This is a genomic window from Paenibacillus sp. FSL E2-0151, assembly GCF_037993015.1.
Taxonomy (GTDB): domain Bacteria; phylum Bacillota; class Bacilli; order Paenibacillales; family Paenibacillaceae; genus Paenibacillus; species Paenibacillus amylolyticus.
Window position 1 is genome coordinate 4,552,422 of the sequence record NZ_CP150308.1, and the last position, 17,987, is coordinate 4,570,408.

The 17,987-nt window shown below is 46.2% G+C and carries 12 protein-coding genes; all 12 read right to left on the reverse strand.

What is annotated here, in order from left to right:
* Positions 1-50: 50 nt before the first annotated feature.
* Complete coding sequence (gene metG / locus MHI55_RS20585) at positions 51-2,111, reverse strand: methionine--tRNA ligase (protein ID WP_315371686.1); 2,061 nt, start codon at positions 2,109-2,111, stop codon at positions 51-53.
* A gap of 419 nt (positions 2,112-2,530) precedes the next feature.
* Entirely contained in the window at positions 2,531-2,782 is a 252-nt protein-coding gene (yidD, locus tag MHI55_RS20590; protein ID WP_017687565.1) for a membrane protein insertion efficiency factor YidD, read from the reverse strand.
* Between the two features lie 2 nt (positions 2,783-2,784).
* Entirely contained in the window at positions 2,785-3,249 is a 465-nt protein-coding gene (locus tag MHI55_RS20595) for a Fur family transcriptional regulator (protein ID WP_017687564.1), read from the reverse strand.
* A gap of 338 nt (positions 3,250-3,587) precedes the next feature.
* Positions 3,588-5,843 carry a stalk domain-containing protein gene (locus MHI55_RS20600; RefSeq protein WP_036614422.1) on the reverse strand — a complete coding sequence of 752 codons (2,256 nt, stop codon included), beginning with the start codon at positions 5,841-5,843 and terminating at the stop codon, positions 3,588-3,590.
* Between the two features lie 275 nt (positions 5,844-6,118).
* On the reverse strand, positions 6,119-7,747 hold the full coding sequence (nagZ, locus tag MHI55_RS20605) for a beta-N-acetylhexosaminidase (protein ID WP_340386725.1): 1,629 nt from the start codon (positions 7,745-7,747) through the stop codon (positions 6,119-6,121).
* A gap of 28 nt (positions 7,748-7,775) precedes the next feature.
* Positions 7,776-9,407, reverse strand: a complete 1,632-nt coding sequence (locus tag MHI55_RS20610; protein WP_340386727.1) for a response regulator — start codon at positions 9,405-9,407, stop codon at positions 7,776-7,778.
* Positions 9,404-11,239: a sensor histidine kinase gene (locus MHI55_RS20615; protein ID WP_340386729.1), complete on the reverse strand. Its 1,836-nt coding sequence runs from the start codon at positions 11,237-11,239 to the stop codon at positions 9,404-9,406. The genes MHI55_RS20610 and MHI55_RS20615 overlap by 4 nt, the downstream gene beginning before the upstream one ends.
* A 33-nt stretch (positions 11,240-11,272) precedes the next feature.
* Positions 11,273-12,103 carry a carbohydrate ABC transporter permease gene (locus MHI55_RS20620; protein ID WP_076327972.1) on the reverse strand — a complete coding sequence of 277 codons (831 nt, stop codon included), beginning with the start codon at positions 12,101-12,103 and terminating at the stop codon, positions 11,273-11,275.
* Positions 12,103-12,987, reverse strand: coding sequence for a sugar ABC transporter permease (locus MHI55_RS20625; protein WP_340386731.1), 885 nt, complete (start codon positions 12,985-12,987; stop codon positions 12,103-12,105). Before MHI55_RS20625 ends, MHI55_RS20620 begins: the two co-directional genes overlap by 1 nt.
* 51 nt (positions 12,988-13,038) lie before the next feature.
* Positions 13,039-14,406 carry an extracellular solute-binding protein gene (locus MHI55_RS20630; protein ID WP_036674965.1) on the reverse strand — a complete coding sequence of 456 codons (1,368 nt, stop codon included), beginning with the start codon at positions 14,404-14,406 and terminating at the stop codon, positions 13,039-13,041.
* Positions 14,407-14,627: 221 nt separating this feature from the next.
* Entirely contained in the window at positions 14,628-15,380 is a 753-nt protein-coding gene (gene pflA, locus MHI55_RS20635) for a pyruvate formate-lyase-activating protein (RefSeq protein ID WP_036614436.1), read from the reverse strand.
* Positions 15,381-15,469: 89 nt separating this feature from the next.
* Entirely contained in the window at positions 15,470-17,728 is a 2,259-nt protein-coding gene (pflB, locus tag MHI55_RS20640; protein WP_076327975.1) for a formate C-acetyltransferase, read from the reverse strand.
* Positions 17,729-17,987: the final 259 nt, after the last annotated feature.

Below are 17,987 nucleotides of genomic sequence, written 5' to 3' on the forward strand. Positions count from 1 at the left end.
GAATCAATTTCATAACTCAATAAAAATAGATTTTCGATTCATTTATATTTTTATTTCACTTGTGCGCCATTAGGCATGTTGTCTGGTACTGTAGCAAGTGTAAGTTGGTCGCCATGGGATGCTGCAAGGATCATACCCTGAGACAACTCACCACGAAGTTTCACCGGTTTGAGGTTCGTGACACAGATGACTTTGCGTCCAACCATCTCTTCTGGCGAATAGAACTTCGCAATTCCAGATACGACCTGACGCTGCTCATAACCCAGATCGAGCTGCAATTTCAGCAACTTATCCGCTTTTTTGACCGGTTCGCAGGCAATGACTTGCGCGACACGCAGTTCAACTTTGGCAAAATCGTCAATCCCGATCTCTTCGGTACCTTCAGGTGCAGTTACAGGTTCAACAGCTGCTGAAGCTCCAGCATCTGCTTGACTTGTTTCAGGCTGTGCTGCTTTTTGGCCACCAGTCATTGCTTCGGAGATATAAGCAATTTCCTGTTCGGAATCCAAACGTGGGAAGATTGGATCACCTTTTTGCAATGCGTTTCCAGTTGGAACCAGACCCCATTGCTTGGCTGTATCCCAAGCCGTAAGTTCACCTTCCTGAATGCCGAGCTGTGCCCAGATTTTATGAGGAGCACGTGTCAGGAACGGTTGCAACAGAATAGAAGCAATTCGCAAGCTTTCGATCAGGTGAGCCATAACGGATGCCAATTCATCGCGTTTTGCTTCATCACGAGCCAGCGCCCATGGCTGCGTCTCATCAATATATTTGTTGGTGCGGCTGACAAACTGGCTGATCGCTGTCAGTGCTACGGAAAACTGCAGGTTTTCCATCGCCTGTTCCACTTTTTCCACTGTAACATGGCCTGCTTCTTCCAGCGAAGCATCAAATTCCGTTACATTCGAAGCAAACGCAGGCGCTTTGCCTTCAAAATATTTGTCTACCATGGCAACGGTACGGTTCAACAGGTTACCCAGATCGTTCGCGAGGTCGGAGTTAACGCGCTCTACGAAGCTCTCCGGTGTAAACGTACCATCGGAACCAAACGGTACTTCACGCAGCAGGTAATAACGCAGTGCATCGAGACCGTAACGGTCAATCAGAGTCACTGGATCAACGACATTACCTTTTGATTTGGACATCTTGCCATCCTTCATCAACAACCAGCCGTGTGCAAACACTTTCTTCGGCAAAGGCAAGTCCAGCGCCATCAACATAATTGGCCAGTAGATCGTATGGAAACGAACAATTTCTTTACCTACCAGATGAACATCCGCAGGCCAGAACTTGTTATACAGGGATGCATCGGATGAACCGTAGCCTAGTGCTGTAATATAGTTGGACAACGCATCAATCCACACGTAAACCACGTGTTTTGGATCGCCTTTAACTTTGACGCCCCATTCAAATGTAGTCCGCGATACGGCCAAATCTTCAAGACCTGGCTTGATGAAATTGTTGATCATCTCGTTCTTACGGGATTCCGGCTGAATAAAGCCCGGGTTCTCTTCATAATATTTCAACAAACGATCTGCATATTTGCTCATACGGAAGAAGTAAGATTCTTCTTTGACCAATTCAACTGGGTGTCCGCTATCCGGGCTCTTGGCCGAGATAATCTCACCATTCTCATTCTTCTCTACATCCACCAGTTGAGTCTCTGTGTAATACGTCTCATCCGGAATGCTGTACCAGCCTTCGTACTCCCCTTTGTAGATATCTCCCTGTTTCAGCAAACGGTCAAAGATATCCTGAACAATGGTTTTGTGACGTTCTTCGGTTGTACGGATAAAGTCGTCATTGGAAATGTCCAACTTGTTCCACAGTTCCTTGATCCCCACAACGATATCGTCGATAAAAGCTTGCGGTGTCTGTCCTTTCTCTTGTGCCTTGCGCTCAATCTTCTGGCCATGTTCATCGGTTCCTGTCAGATAATGAGCATCATAACCGCGTAGACGCTTGTAGCGAACCATCGCATCTCCCGCCACAGTTGTATACGCATGCCCAATATGCAATTTGTCACTCGGATAATAAATCGGGGTTGTCAGATAAAATGTTTTTTGGTCAGCCATGAATGACTTCTCCTCCTTCAAATGTTCCTGCTTCATGTGATCCCTTCGTCCAAAACAACTAAAAAAGAACACAAAAAACTCCCGCCCCTATGGGACGAGAGTTGCTCTCACGTGTTACCACCCAAATTCCCCATGTTTTTCGCAAAACACAGGCTCTGTCGGTCCTTCGACCGCCCATTAACGCTGGATCACGCCTCAGCCTTACGACAGCAGCTCTGAAATCACTGTCTGCACGCTCGAAAGAGGTTCCTCCGGGACCATATTCCATCCTCCTCCCAGACCGGTTCTCAGCTCATCCGGCTCTCTGCACTGGGGGTGTGTCTGTACTTATCCCTTCACTGGAAAATCATATAGGAAAAATATACTGAAATGCGGACCCCTTTGTCAAGTGGACAGCATACTCAAGTTCAATCCTGGCCTGCTTCCATACCACCCGAATACTTCAGGCAACATCGTTACTCTGATACCATCATAGACTTTTCCGCCTTTGGTGGCACCAGATCTACACCGCCTGGATGAAACGGGTGGCATTTGGCAATACGTTTCGCTGTTAACAACGAACCTTTGAGCGCACCGTGCACTTCAATCGCCTCCATGGCGTAAGCCGAACAGCTCGGATAGAACCGACATGTTGGCGGTGTTAATGGAGAGATATAGTTGCGGTACACCCGAATAGGTGCCTGAGCAATTCTGCGCGATAACTTCATGGTCAGTGCTTCCCATGAGCGTGTGTATGTCCCGATGCCGCTTTGGCCGGAGCATGCTCTGCACAGTCCTTACAATATCCAAATACCTCGAACTTGTGGTCTACAACCTGAAATTGCTCAGGCGCATCTGCAAGCTGCATCGGGCAAAAAATAATAGGATATGTCTTCTGACACTTCAGACAGATCATATGATGGTGATGATGATCTTCACTACAGTGCGCTTTGAATTTAACGCCATCTTCGAAGATGACCTGTTCCAGTACACCCAGTTCCTGCATCACCCGCAAATTACGATATACTGTGTCAAAACTCAGTCCGCTGTAAGTCTTACCCATATATTCATAGACGTCCTTGGGTGTAAGATACCCGGGAGACTCGGCAAATAACCGGGCCAGTGTTTTCCGCTGATCGGTAATGCGAAGCCCCTGTGAGGACATGGTCGAAATAATCTGTTCTGTCGACAGCATGATCTAAAGCACCTCCTGTCATACGAGCATTTTGCATCATTCATAGAGCGACAGTTTATTCGGCAAAAGCAAAAACTTTTGCTTTCTTGTATACCTCTAATAATGCATCAAATTACGATTAGAGTCAACGAAGACACCGGGTTAGGTCATTTTAACATCACATAAAAAGGACTCCATGCACATGCATTGCCATTAGTCTAGCTTGAGCTAATGACATTACATTTTGATGGAGTCCCTTCCTGACGGTTCAGATGATCAATCGTTCGGGCGACTTTTGGGGTGAACGGGTATATATGATATAAGCTTTCACTCCAAACCGTCCGTGCATGTTCATGTTATTACTTTTCAGCCGGAAGCGGCGTGAACAGCAGGTTAACAGGCAAGTTACTTCCTGGTGCCGCCGAGAAGAGAATGGTTACACTCTCGCCGTACGAACCTGTGCGATACATAACACTTTGCTCATTAGGTGCAGTTACAGATTTACCTGTGGAAATCTGAACGACCTGTCCATTCACGAGTGCCACACCTGAATATCTGCCTCCACGAGGGTTGAATGAAATCAAAGTGCGCGGAGCAACATTATTCAATGTAATTTTGTACAATACACCGAAGTTACCTGCGTTGGACGCTTCAGTGAAAGCCATAGGGTCCGTTCCCACAAGATTTGGATCACTTGCATTGTCTCCAAGTGGAAGACGTGCAGGTTTCGACCCTACTTCTTGGTCATACGTAATGATCCGTGTTGCATTTGGATAGGTACCACGGTTGTGAACTCCATCACGATCCAGAACCGGCAGGCTCGATAACACTTCCATCGGGTCCTTGTTTTCTTCGATCATGATAATGTTGTAATCCAGTTCATAGTCACTGAATACATCCGAATACAAGGAAATGACTTGTCCCTGTTTCATCGGAAGAACGCTCAGATCATTAAGAATCAGCTTGCTTTCTCCTGGCTGGATGTACACTTTCTTTTGTCCGGTACCATTCTGCATCGACTGGAACCAACGGTCAATGGACAGCTTTCCAGCTACCGTTGCAAAAGGAGACGGTCCTGCAAAACCCATGTTTTGCTGGTCAATGGATGCCGTGTATGCATTGTTGTTTGTCGCTACAACATACATTTTTACGCTTTTGCCCGTGTTGTTCACATGGTGAATCATGAAGCGTGTCTGTCCAAAGGAAGATTCCTTGTACACAATGCCTTCCGTATTCACGGTTTCAGGGCTGTTACTGCGGATCAGCAGACTTGGTTCATCATAATAAGTGAAAGGTACTTTCTCCAATGCCGGTACTCCACCACCGTCAAAAGTGAACTTCTCACCGACTGGTGTGAACAATTGATTAAAGTCAGTCACACTATAAAGTGTTTCTCCCGTAATATTGATCATCTTGGTATAGCTATCGCTAGCACCATGTTTATCGGTAACTGTAATCGTTACGGTCTTCGGTCCTGGAACAAAGAATGCAAGTGCATTGTTATCCCATTCGGTTTTTACAATTGCATTCTCATCATCTGTGCTTTGATCAATATAAGTGATTTTCTCACCCATTTTGTATTCTTCTTTATCTGTCGTAAACATCGCGACAGGTGGCAGATTCGGTCTTTCAACCTTAATCGTAACCGAATACGGATCGCTCCATTGACCACTTGAATCCTGAACCGCATAGGTTACTGTGTATACACCTGGTTGGTCGAATGAATCCTGACGGCCTGTCCAACGCTCATCTACAATGCTGAGTCCCTTGGGAGAGCTGGATCTGGTTGTGTAGGTTACCTGGTCTCCGGCAAAAACCTCTTTTTGTACCGTGAAGCTTGCCACCGGTTTGGTACTCAGATTCAATACAACCGTTTTGGCAGATTGATTTACTTTATACGTAATGTCCAGAGCCTGTGTAATTGAAGTCAACGGCACCATGAACGTATTTTTTTGTTGATAAGCCGCGCCCTTCATCGTTCTCGACACACCATTAACGGTATAGATCTTGCTGTTTGTTTTGAAACGCAGCTCATCTTCACCACTAATAATGATCGTTTCTTTAGTTGTGTTATCATATTTGACATCATAGCCAACCCGATCAACGAGCGCACGGATCGCTACATAGGATACACCATTTTTTACAGCCATCGGCTGTCCAGCAAGATATGTTTTGCCATCTTGCATCATTTTATTACTGTTCATATAAAGAGTGAGGTCTCCACCCCGGCCTCCAGCAACAGATGAACCGCCTGTAGATGGTTGCTCCACTTCTACTGGTGCAGGTGCTGGTGTTTCCTCAGCTGTACCTTCTTCGTCCATAGGTTCAATTACCGGCTCAACAGGAGTCGCGTCTGTTCCTGTAGGAACATCTGTCTCAGGAGGGTTCACTTCTTCAGTTGTTTCATTATTTGATGTTGGAGTGTTTGTTCCGGATTTCACTTCGGATTCCGCGATGGTCTGTTCTTTCTTCACAACCTCCACGGATTTAACTTTGGCTGTATTCACTGATGTAGTATCGCTCTGATCTGCTGATTGTGCATTGGCAGGAATCACTGCAAACGCCTGAAACACAGCAAAAGCGGTAAGTATGGACAATTTCTTCTTCAAATTCATTCTTTGTCTTTGGCTCCTTCTGCTCCCATTTTATAAATATCCCCCTCAAAAAGTCATATTATTAGACGCTTGGAACCGGGAAAAGTTGCTAAAAAGTTAAGAGGAGAATTGTAAACTTTTAATAGAAGGAAAATACTATGAAAATAGTTATCTATCAATTATCTTTTTGGCATTCATATCCCAAAATTAACCAATAGAAAATTCCAACAAAAAAATCTCTCCAGGAGATGGTTAATTAGCACCATATCGCAGAGAGATGTAAGGATTAAATAGGTCTAGCGCAAACGGACAGGTAGACTTCCTGTTGGCTGCAGTCCACCTGTTAACACATGGGACAGTACCCGAACAACTGCAGGTGTATTCTCATATGTACATACATAACTACCCGGCCTCGAGATCTCCAGCAGATCATATGGATTGCGTAGAGCAATTACAATCAGCGAATGATTTTCACTAAGCTTTTCAACCAAAAACTGTTGCCCTTTCGGAAGATGACCTGCCGATGTGTACGTACATACGATAACTTGTTCACTATCTGACACATCAGCCAATATCCGATCTGTTTCATCATAAGTGGGCTGCGTTGTAATTTTGTGCTCACGAACTCTGCCTCGCAGCTGCGATAACGCCATACCCAACGATTCTGTATGGGACCATGGTTCATCCACCTCTGTCCGTTGCACAACCTCAGGCCAGATGACATATACGCCCTTCTCTGGGTCCAACGGCAACAGCCCATCATTATGAACGATGGTAATACTGCTTGAAGCAATCTTGAACAACGTCAATTCGTTGGGCTCAGTGGGTTTAGTGCAATCAACAGGTTCAACATCGGTTGCTTCGACCGTTTCACTCGCTTTCGGCGAAACCAGATGATCATTCTGCTGGCCACAGCGCTTTTTTTTCCATGTCATAATGCGTTCAACCGCCTGATGAATAACCTCTTCCGAGATCCGGCCCGTTTGAACTGCTTCCACAATGGCTTCCAGCGTAGCAACCTGATCTTGCAAGGTATGACTCACCAGAATCAGATCTGCTCCTGCTTCCACAGCACGAACGGCAGCTTCAGCTACCCCATATGGCTTGGATATCGCATGCATTTCAAGACAGTCTGTAATAATAATGCCTTCAAAACCCATTTCCTCACGTAGCAGACCCGTTAACACCTTATGTGACAACGTTGCCGGAATGGGCTCGGGCTCAATCGAAGGGAACATCACATGAGCTGTCATAATAGCATCAACTCCGGCCTCAATCGCCTTGCGGAACGGCAACAACTCCATCTGTTCCAGCCTGTTTCGATCATGAGGTACCGTAACCATACCAAGATGAGAATCTACGGCGGTATCTCCGTGCCCCGGAAAATGTTTGGCAGTAGCAGCTATGCCCTGTGATTGATATCCGGTGATGGCTGCTATGCCATGAGCGGCCACACTTTCAGCATGTTCACCATACGAACGCACACCGATAACCGGGTTAAGCGGGTTGTTATTCACGTCGACCACTGGCGCAAGGTTCATATCAATACCGATGCTTTTTAACTCACAACCCAGAATTCGAGCACACTCCAGTGTATATTCCGGATTGCCTGTCGCACCAAGTGCCATATTACCCGGCACTTGGGTCATTCCCTCTTGGTCAATCCGTGCAACCATGCCACCTTCCTGGTCCACCGAAATCATGAGTGGTAGGGCCCCCGCTTCAGCAGCCATATCTTGCAGTTCGGCGGACAGCCGTGTCAATTGATCTACACTTTCGACATTACGCCGGAAATAAATGACGCCGCCGACGTGATAGTCACGGATTAAGCGAGTAACCTGTTCATCTGCGTGCTGACTGTGAAATCCACACATCAACAATTGTCCTACCTTTTGCCCCAATGTCAGATCATTCAAGGGTTTCATTCGACCTCTCCTCCCGTTTCCCTTGCTACTACAAACCCAATTGTTTACTCTGCCTGTACTCGGAGGGTTTCATGTGGAAGTGTTTATGAAACACCTTGGAGAAGTACCGGCGCTCCTTGAAACCTGTGGCTTCCCCAATCGCTGTAATGCTCCATTCGGTTGTACTCAACAATAAAGCGGCACTTTCCATCCGTTTCTGCGTCATATATTCCACAAAAGTAACACCCATTTGGGTTTTAAATAGCTGGCAAAAGTATCCCGGGCTGATTCCAAGCCAATCTGAGACTTCATCTATTCCCAAGTCCTGTTGCAGCCGTGCGTCCATATACTCACATGCAGAGAGGATCAGTTCCGATACAGAAGGACGTGGTTGCGTTTGTTTGCCCTGACAGGCATGGGCAACAACCTCTGCAAGTTCAAGAAGTTCCCTCATGGATACGGCCCCTTGCAGTGCATTCCAATAATTCACTTCGTGTTCTTCAGCGAGGACCTGTACTTCACGCAATTCCCGAAGCATGTGTACAAGCATAAACCGAAAATTGGTTTCATCTATCTTGCTGAAGGATTGTCCTGAATTCCCTATTTGCTGTTTAAGCCGATCCAATACATCACGTAACCCCTGCTTGTTCCCTTGACGAATCCACCGAGTAACCAACTCCAGATCTTCTCTTGTAATCCATGAGTTAGCCCCTTTGGAGGCCGTATGATCATACGATAAGGTGGTTTCGGGACAACCTGCCTTCAGCACCTTGTCTTCACTCTCCGAATGGGACATCAGTATTTTTTGATAATGCCGGTATCGCTCCAGAATTTGACTTTCCAGGTTCACGGGCACAGCATCCTGAACAATCCTAACCTTCACATTTGAATCCAGAGACAATATCACATTTAATTCGAGACACAGTTGATGGGCCAGTTCCTCTGAGCGACGTTTCCACTCACCTGATGCCTCCAGCAGGATGCACCACTCCCCTTTGCGGGTCGAAAGAATCTGACAGTCCTCCGTAATTCGATCTGCCACTTCCCTAAGTCTGGAACTTATGGTCTCATGCCATCGTTGATGCTGAAGCTCGGACCAGCCGATAGAATGGCGAAAATAACCGACCGCATCCACCAGCAGCAACGTATACGGTGTAGCAGTTGTTATGAATTCAGGAACAGAGGCAGGATAGACAACCTTCAACGGTGCTTCTCCTCGCAACAGGTCAATCAATTGTTTGTGTCTGATCCAGCTTTCCATCTCTTGGCTGCGATAACGTTGCGATTCGTTTTCCTGACGTCTCTTCTGGATCTGCCCGGCAAGTTCACGCAGTTTATGTTCCAGATTCAAATAATCAATTGGCTTACATATGTATTCATGTACGTTATACTTGATAGCGGTTCGAGCATATTCAAACTGCTGATACCCGGTCAGTAAAATAATCTCACACGTTTCACCCTGCTCTCGCAGCAAACGAATAAGTTCCAATCCATCCATAGACGGCATTCGAATATCACACAAGAGAATGTCTGGATGACTTTCTGTTACTTTCCCCAGCGCTTCTACACCACTTCTCGCTGTACCTGTGATTTCAATCCCCATCTCTTCCCAGGGTAAAATGTAGTTCAGATTCTCCAGAATCGGCAGCTCATCGTCAACCAGCATTGCAGTCAGATTCATCCGGCTTCCTCCTGCTCATATAATGGAATGATGCATCGAATAACTGTGCCATACCCCGGTGCTGAACATATAAATATGCCATACCCGGCCCCATATTGAATACGAATTCGATCTGCCACACTTCGTAATCCCAATCCCCTGCGTTCCGTTATGGACGATAATGATTCCGCCCCTTCCGCGAGCATATCTTCCGGCGGATCTTCTGCCATATACTCAAATCGTGCGAGCATTTCCTGGGGAATACCGATCCCATTATCCTCAACACATAACACCAGATGACCCCGTTCCGCATATGCGCTTATCCGCAGTACACCTGGGTAGGTGATCCCCTCAAACCCGTGTTGAATGCTATTTTCCACCAGAGGCTGAAGGGTAAGCTTAAGCAGAATTGAGCTGTATAGATGGGGTGGAATGTCAATCTCATAGGTGAACAAATCACTGAACCTGTACTGTTGAATCTCCAGATAACTCTGCAAATGTCTTATTTCCTCACCCAGCGGAATCTCCTCCTGATCCTGAATGCTGATACGAAGCATATTGCCAAGTCTGGTCACCATCTCGCTTACTTTGCGGCCCTCCCCACGCAGCGCTAATCCATTAATGGATTCCAATGTGTTAAACAGAAAATGAGGTTTGATCTGGGCCTGTAGTACACGCAGTTCCGCTTGGGCCTTCTGCTCTTGCTCTGCCCGAACACGACGGAATAATCCCCCGATCCGATCCAATAGTTCATTGAACCCTTGCGCAAGCAGCTGCATTTCATCGAACCCTTTTCCTTCCACCCTTGCATTAAAATCACCATCATCCACACGACGCATAAACCTTACAAGTACAGCAATGTTCCCCGTAATGCGATTCATGAAAAAAAGATTAAAGATCATCGCTGCGAGCAGACATAACAGAATAATGATGATAGACCAACCTGCAAAGGCATTGGTTTCCGCAGATAAGGCTTCCCATGAAGTCACACTGACGAGACTCCAGTTATAGTTCTTCAGATGATATTGCGAAATGATGCTCTCTTTGCCGTCAAAGACCGTTCTGACACTGCTAAAACCGGGACCGTAACGGCTGGATTCAGCACCAAGGTTTTGCATGTTCTCACCGTTATATATACCTGCAGGATCATAGACGATCAGCCCTTCTTCATTAATTAACAGGAATGATGTATCCTGTGCCGAATCGCTGATTTGTAGGTGACGGAAGATCCGGTCGATCTCTCCTTTTTTGATCTGAACAACAAGCACGCCGATATTTTGAAAATAACTGAGTTCTTTGACCAGTCTGATCTGGGTGAAGACAGGCTCTACCCCGGTTAATTCGGGATATTCCAGAGGTGCGAGCCATTTAGGCACGCCATTAAGTTGCTGAATTTCGTTGAATAAGGGATGCACTTTGAATTGCTGAAAAGGAAGGGCTTGAAAATTTTCTTTGGTGAAAATGGAGACAATCTGGTTGTTCTCGGAAGAACGCAAATCATATAAAAAGGCATAACTGATGAACGGATAATTATATAGAAGGGAACGGAAATTGCGCTGGCTGGCATTCAGGGATAACTGATTACCGGTTCCCAGATCCTGCTTGGTCGGATCTTTGGCATTCAACGCCATTTGAAAAACCGATGTCGCTATCCCGTTGTCGGTCACATTATTAATCTGCTGAAATACATTCTCGATATTGTAACTAATGGCCTGAAGCGCATATTCGGCCTGTTGATTGTATTTTTTCTCAATCGTATGTGATGTGACCAGAAACATGCCAATGCCCAGTGCACACATCGGAACAATAATCAGCAGCAGAAATGCCAAGGCCAGCTTCATTCGCAAGTTCATATCCCGTTCTCCCTATTAACTGGTTCATGGTATTTAACCTTTGACACCACCTGCAGTTACTCCTTCTATAATTTTCTCCTGGAGTATAGCGTAGATCACAAGTACAGGTACAACGCTGTATACAATACCTGCCGACATCTGAGCATAGTTCATCTGATATTGATCCCGAAACTGGACCATGCCCACTGGCAGCGTACGCAATTTATCGGTGGATAAAAAATAGTTGGCGAGTAAAAATTCGTTCCAGTTGCCGAGGAAATTAACGATAAAAACGGTAACAATAGCCGGAACGGTAAGAGGTATGACTATTTTAGCAAAGATACCCGGGGCCCTCAAGCCGTCCATGACCGCCGCTTCCTCAATCTCCCCAGGCAGAGAACGCATAAAAGCTGCCAGGATAATAATTGTAAAGGGGATCGCATTGGCCACATAGGGCACGATCAATGCCAGATGTGTATCCAATATGCCCATTTTGCGTACAAGCAGATAAATCGGTAGCATAAGTGCATTGTTAGGAATAAGCATACCCGCCAGAATCAGGCTGTACAGAAACAGGCTCCATCTCCGGTGTCTCATCCGGGTTACGGCAAAAGCAAACATGGCACCGAGCGCAATCGTACACGCCGATGATAAAATCGAAATGTACAGGCTGTTCCAGAAATACGTGCCAATCTTGGCATTCACCCAGGCCTCCACGTAATTGTTAAACTCCCATGTTGTAGGCAAACCGAATGGATTCAGGGCGATTTCATTGTTATCCTGCTTGAAGGAAGAGAAAATTACAAATAAAAAGGGAAACAAAATCGCGATCAAATACAACATTAACAACACATGAGGTATACTGCTTTTTATGCTTTTCGCCATCAATATTCCACCTTCTCGCCCCGCCTCGCCACCAGCAGTTGATATACCACAGTGAGCACAAGCGTCAGAGCAAAGATCAGCACTGCAATGGTATTGCCATAACCATATTTGAAGTTGGTAATTGCATATTTGATCATATATGTCGCCAGAACCTCAGTGGACCCAGCGGGCCCACCTTTAGTCATGACAATCACGATGTCGGCTGCTTTCATGGCACCTGCGATGGACAACATGATCACAACTGAAATGATCGGCCGGATCAGCGGCAACGTAATTCGCATTGCACGTTGTACCGCCGTTGCCCCATCAATTGCAGCCGCTTCATCCAGATCACGGGGAATCGCCAGTATGGCCGCCAGCACCATGACAATGTAAAATCCCGTCCACTGCCAGGCATTGGTCACCAAGATGGACAACATGGCAAATCGGTTATCCGATAACCAGTAGATTGGATTGATTCCCAGCACATGAAGCATTTTGTTTAATAGCCCGATATTCGGTTCATAGATGAATCCCCATAAAATACCGATAACGGCTGTCGACATGATGGATGGTAAAAAAACAGCGGTTTTATACAGACCTTTCAGCCTTTTCACATTGGCAATCAGAAGCGAAAACAGGACGATCAGGGGTACCTGAATCAGTACCGAAAATCCGATGAAAAAGCCGTTATTCCGTGTGGAAATCCAAAAACGTTCATCGGTCAGTGCCTTCACATAGTTGGATAAACCCACAAAACGTGGCACAGCCGATACCCCATTCCAACTCGTCAGACTGTAATACAGGGAGCTACCAATAGGGTATAAAAAGAACATTACAAACAGAATTAGGGCTGGCATTACAAACAACGTATAGATTAACGGGCTGCGGAGTGAAGTATTCATGGTCAGCCTCCTTCAGTCACTTCAACGATCGCAGTTTCGACTTGAATTGGTTTATTCCACTGAGGCGTTTGCTTCCTCTTGCACCTTTTGCAACTCTTCTGCCATTTTCTCTGGCGTGGTCTGCCCACCAATCAACTTCTGGATTTGCAGATTACTGATCTCTGTTGTCACATCAGCCTGAACGAGTGCATCAAATGCCGGGAACGACGTCTTGGACGCATTAAGCACAGCCACAATTTCTTTCATCAGATCATCGGTAATGCTATCGGTCAGCACTTTCTCGTCCAGCTTCATGGCAGGCAACACACCGTCTTCCACAAGGCCGCGGATCTGCATATCTTCATTGTAGAAATTTTTGATAAAAGCTTTCACTGCGTCCAGCTTCTGCGGGTCATCCGCCACTGCTGCCGAGAATCCGTATCCATTGTTCACATCCCGCATCAAAGACGTCTGATCACCTGCTCCGTTCTCTACCGGAGGCATATTGAAGAATCCAACCTTGCCAATGAGCGATTCACCGCTCTGACCTTCCTTAAATACAGATGATTTCCATGTTCCGTCATACATTAATACCACTTCTCCACTTGTAAATTGCGTGGTATATTCGGCATACTCAAAGCCCAGCTCACCTTTTTTGAAATAACCCTTATCCACCCATTCCTTATGTTTGGCAAAACCTTGCACAACACCCGGATCGGTCCACTTCGCTTCACCTGTTGCAAACTTTGCGGTAATCTCCGGCCCGGCATACCGGGACCACAGATGGTTGGTTAACATAAGCGGCACCCAGCCCGCCTTAGATGCAGAAGCAAGCGGCACTTTGCCATCAGCCTTGATCTCAGCCAGTATATTGTCCAGTTCAGCCATGGTCGTTGGGGCTTTCCATCCTTTTTGTTCAAAGTACTCTTTATTATAGAAAAAACCTTCGCCCGAACCGCCAATCGGCAGTCCATATACTTTGCCTTCATACGTAAACGGTTCAAGGGATGTAAACTGGTCCTGAATGCCCAGCTCTTGCAGGATTGGGGTCAGATCAAGCAGCATACCTTCCTTGGCATAAACTTTGGAATCCGGGCTACCGAACAGTTCAAATATATCCGGCGGGTTACCTGCCGCCATCTCTCCGCGAAGCTTTTCCTTACGATTCACATCGGATTCGACACCATCCAGCGTAAAGGTCAGATTGGGTATCTCTCCCTCAACTTTGTCTACAACATCCTGCAGAATGGCCAGTCTTTTCTGTTTGTCGGCTCCCACCTGCGTGTGGCGGAGAAGCATTTCAACCGGTTCCTTACTTGTTTCCTCCACAGGTGTATTACCTGCGCCTTGCTGTGGCTCGTTACTTGAGCTTGCACATCCCGCCAAAGTCCATGAAGTGATAAGCAATAATGAAAGCAGTAATGTCATTCTTTTTTTCATCTGGTTGACCCTCCTCAAGATATTGAGCGTTTGGCTTTACACTCTGATTATAAAAAGCCGGAGCTTACATCGTAAGGATGACAATTCATCAATGGAGGGATAAAATCCTTCACTGGACCCATAATCTTGCATTTCCAATGGATAACAGCAAAAAAACAGCCCCTGCGAAACATGTTCGCAAGGACTGCTTGGTTGATTGTTTTTACTATATAAAGGTCAGATTACTTACCTGAACAAGCCATGCCAGCTGTTTCCTGGCGACCTTGTTCGATCAGGCGATACGCCCGCTCCACTTCTTCTTCACTTGGTGAAGGAACTCCATCCAGTGGATATACTTTACCGAGCGCCTCCCATTTGTAGATCCCCATCTGATGGTATGGAAGAATTTCGAACTTCTCGACGCCATTTAATGTTCCGATAAACCGTCCGAGGTTAAGCAAATCCTCTTCCTCGTTATGAATGCCAGGCACATACACGTGGCGTATCCACATTTTCCGACCTTGCTCCGATAACCACTTGGCCGTTTTCAACGTTCTCTCGTTGGATTTGCCTGTCAGCTTGATATGTTTCTCATCGTCAATATGTTTGAGGTCCAGCAGAACCAGGTCTGTGTGATCCAACAGATCGTGAATCCGTTCCGGTTCGTTAAAACCGTTGCTGTCCAGTGTCGTATGCAATCCCCAGCGCCGCTTCACTTCCTTGAAGATCTCGGCTACAAAGTGGGCCTGTAACGTTGGTTCTCCGCCAGATATCGTGAGCCCGCCTCCAGAGCTGCGGTAGTAGGATAGATACGGCTCAATTTCAGCCAATACCTCCTCTAGCGTCATTTCTTTTCCGCCATCCAACGCCCAAGTATCAGGGTTGTGGCAATACTGACATTTGAGTAGACATCCTTGCATAAAAAGCACAAAGCGGATGCCTGGGCCGTCAACCGTCCCGAAAGTTTCGAGTGAATGAATATGTCCGTTAACCATGCTGCCTCTTCCTTTCTGTATCCGCATCCGCTGTGCGTTTAATATGATTTGGAATATCTTGCTCTAGCGGTCTTCTACTAGCAAATTACTTACATCGAGCCATGGAACGTACGGTTGATGACATCCAACTGTTGTTCACGAGTCAATTTAATGAAGTTAACGGCATATCCGGATACCCGTATAGTCAGTTGTGGATAGCTTTCCGGGTGATCCATCGCATCAATCAATTGCTGACGATCAAATACGTTAACGTTCAGGTGATGAGCGTTTTGACCGAAGTAACCATCCATCATCGCAGTCAGATTGGATTTACGTGTAGTCTCCTCTTTACCCAATGCTTTTGGCACGATGGAGAAGGTATTGGAAATCCCGTCAAGACTGTGTTCATAAGGCAATTTGGCTACCGAGCCAAGGGATGCCAGTGCACCTTTTTTGTCACGACCATGCATTGGGTTTGCACCTGGAGCAAATGGTTCACCTGCTTTACGACCATCCGGTGTAGTCCCTGTTTTCTTACCATATACCACGTTGGAAGTGATCGTCAGAACGGATTGTGTTGGAACTGCGTTACGGTAAGCTTTGTGCTTGCGAATCATGCCCATGAAGTTCTCGACCAGTTCAACAGCAATGCTGTCTACGCTGTCTTCATTGTTACCGTAACAAGGGAAGTCTCCTTCGATTTCGAAATCAACAGCGATGCCTTGTTCGTTACGAATTGGTTTTACTTTGGCATATTTGATTGCACTCAGTGAATCTGCTGTAACCGAGAGACCAGCGATACCACAAGCCATCGTACGTACAATGTCACGGTCATGTAATGCCATTTCGATACGCTCATAGCTGTATTTATCGTGCATGTAGTGAATGACGTTGAGGGTGTTCATATACAGCTTAGCCAGCCACTCCATCATTGGTTTGAAGCGTTTCATAACCTCATTGTAATCCAGCACTTCGCTAGTAATGGCAGGATACTCAGGTCCAACTTGTGCTCCGGATTTCTCGTCACGACCACCGTTGATCGCATACAGGAGAGCTTTTGCCAGGTTGGCACGAGCGCCGAAGAATTGCATTTGTTTCCCGATCTTCATAGCCGACACACAGCAAGCAATACCGTAATCGTCACCGTAGATCGGACGCATCAGATCATCATTCTCATACTGAATTGAACTTGTTTCAATGGATACTTTGCTGCAATAATCTTTGAAAGCTTCTGGAAGTTTCGTTGACCAGAGAACAGTCAAGTTTGGTTCTGGTGCAGGACCCAAGTTGTGCAGTGTATGCAGGAAACGGAAACTGTTTTTGGTTACACGTGTTTCGCCATTCACGGACATACCACCGATGGACTCAGTCACCCATGTTGGATCTCCACTGAACAGTTCGTTGTAATCCGGTGTACGCAGGAATTTGACGATCCGCAGTTTCATTACGAAATGGTCAACCAATTCCTGAGCCTGTTCTTCGGACAAAATCCCTTCTTGCAGGTCACGTTCAATGTAGATATCCAGGAAAGAAGATACACGTCCGAGTGACATCGCAGCACCGTTCTGTTCTTTGATCGCAGCCAGATAACCGAAGTACAACCATTGGAATGCTTCTTTTGCTGTTGTCGCTGGCAAGGAAATATCGAACCCGTGCATATCGCCCAATTGTTTCAATTCTTGCAATGCACGAATCTGTTCAGACAATTCTTCCCGCAGACGAATGACATCTTCATCAATAACATCAACTTCGAGTGCATTCAGTTCGCCTTTTTTGTTACGAATCAGGAAGTCTACCCCGTACAAAGCTACACGACGATAGTCACCGATGATCCGGCCACGGCCGTAAGCATCTGGCAGACCTGTAATAATTCCTGCTTTACGCGCTGCACGCATGTCGGAAGTATAAGCATCGAATACACCTTGGTTATGTGTTTTGCGAATGTTTGTAAATATATCAATGACGCCCTGTGGCATTTCAAAGCCATATGCCTCACATGCGTCAATCATCATGCGAATTCCGCCTGTTGGTTGAATGGAACGTTTGAACGGAGCATCGGTCTGAACGCCGACAATCTGCTCTTTGGATTGATCCAGATAACCGGGTTGGTGAGAAATAATAGTACCTGGTGTGTTCACGTCAACGTCAAGGACACCGCCGTTATCCCGTTCTTTTTTGGTCAGATCAGATACGATCTCCCACAATTCTTTGGTATTCTGGGTTGCACCTGCGAGAAATGCTTCGTCACCGTAATACGGAGACAAGTTGTGTGCCAGAAAATCATTCACATCTACGGATTTGGTCCATGTTCCTTTGGTAAAGTTTCTCCAGCCTGTTTGTTGTTTGACATCTTTTTCAATCACCGACATCGTAATCCCTCCACTAATTTGGATTTCTGGACACATAACATCTTGCTTCATTCGTAGCATTGTGTGCCCAGAGCCGCGATTAATGTGAATTGTTTCACATAAACCGGAACATGTTCTCTCTACTTGGGAACCGGAACCGCGGGATGAATGTTTTTCTTACATTTTCAGTATACGACTTGGGGCTTTCATCATCTGTGATTTTTGTCACAAAGCCAGTGAACTAACTCACTCCACCTGCGCTGTGTCCCATTGACCCCTG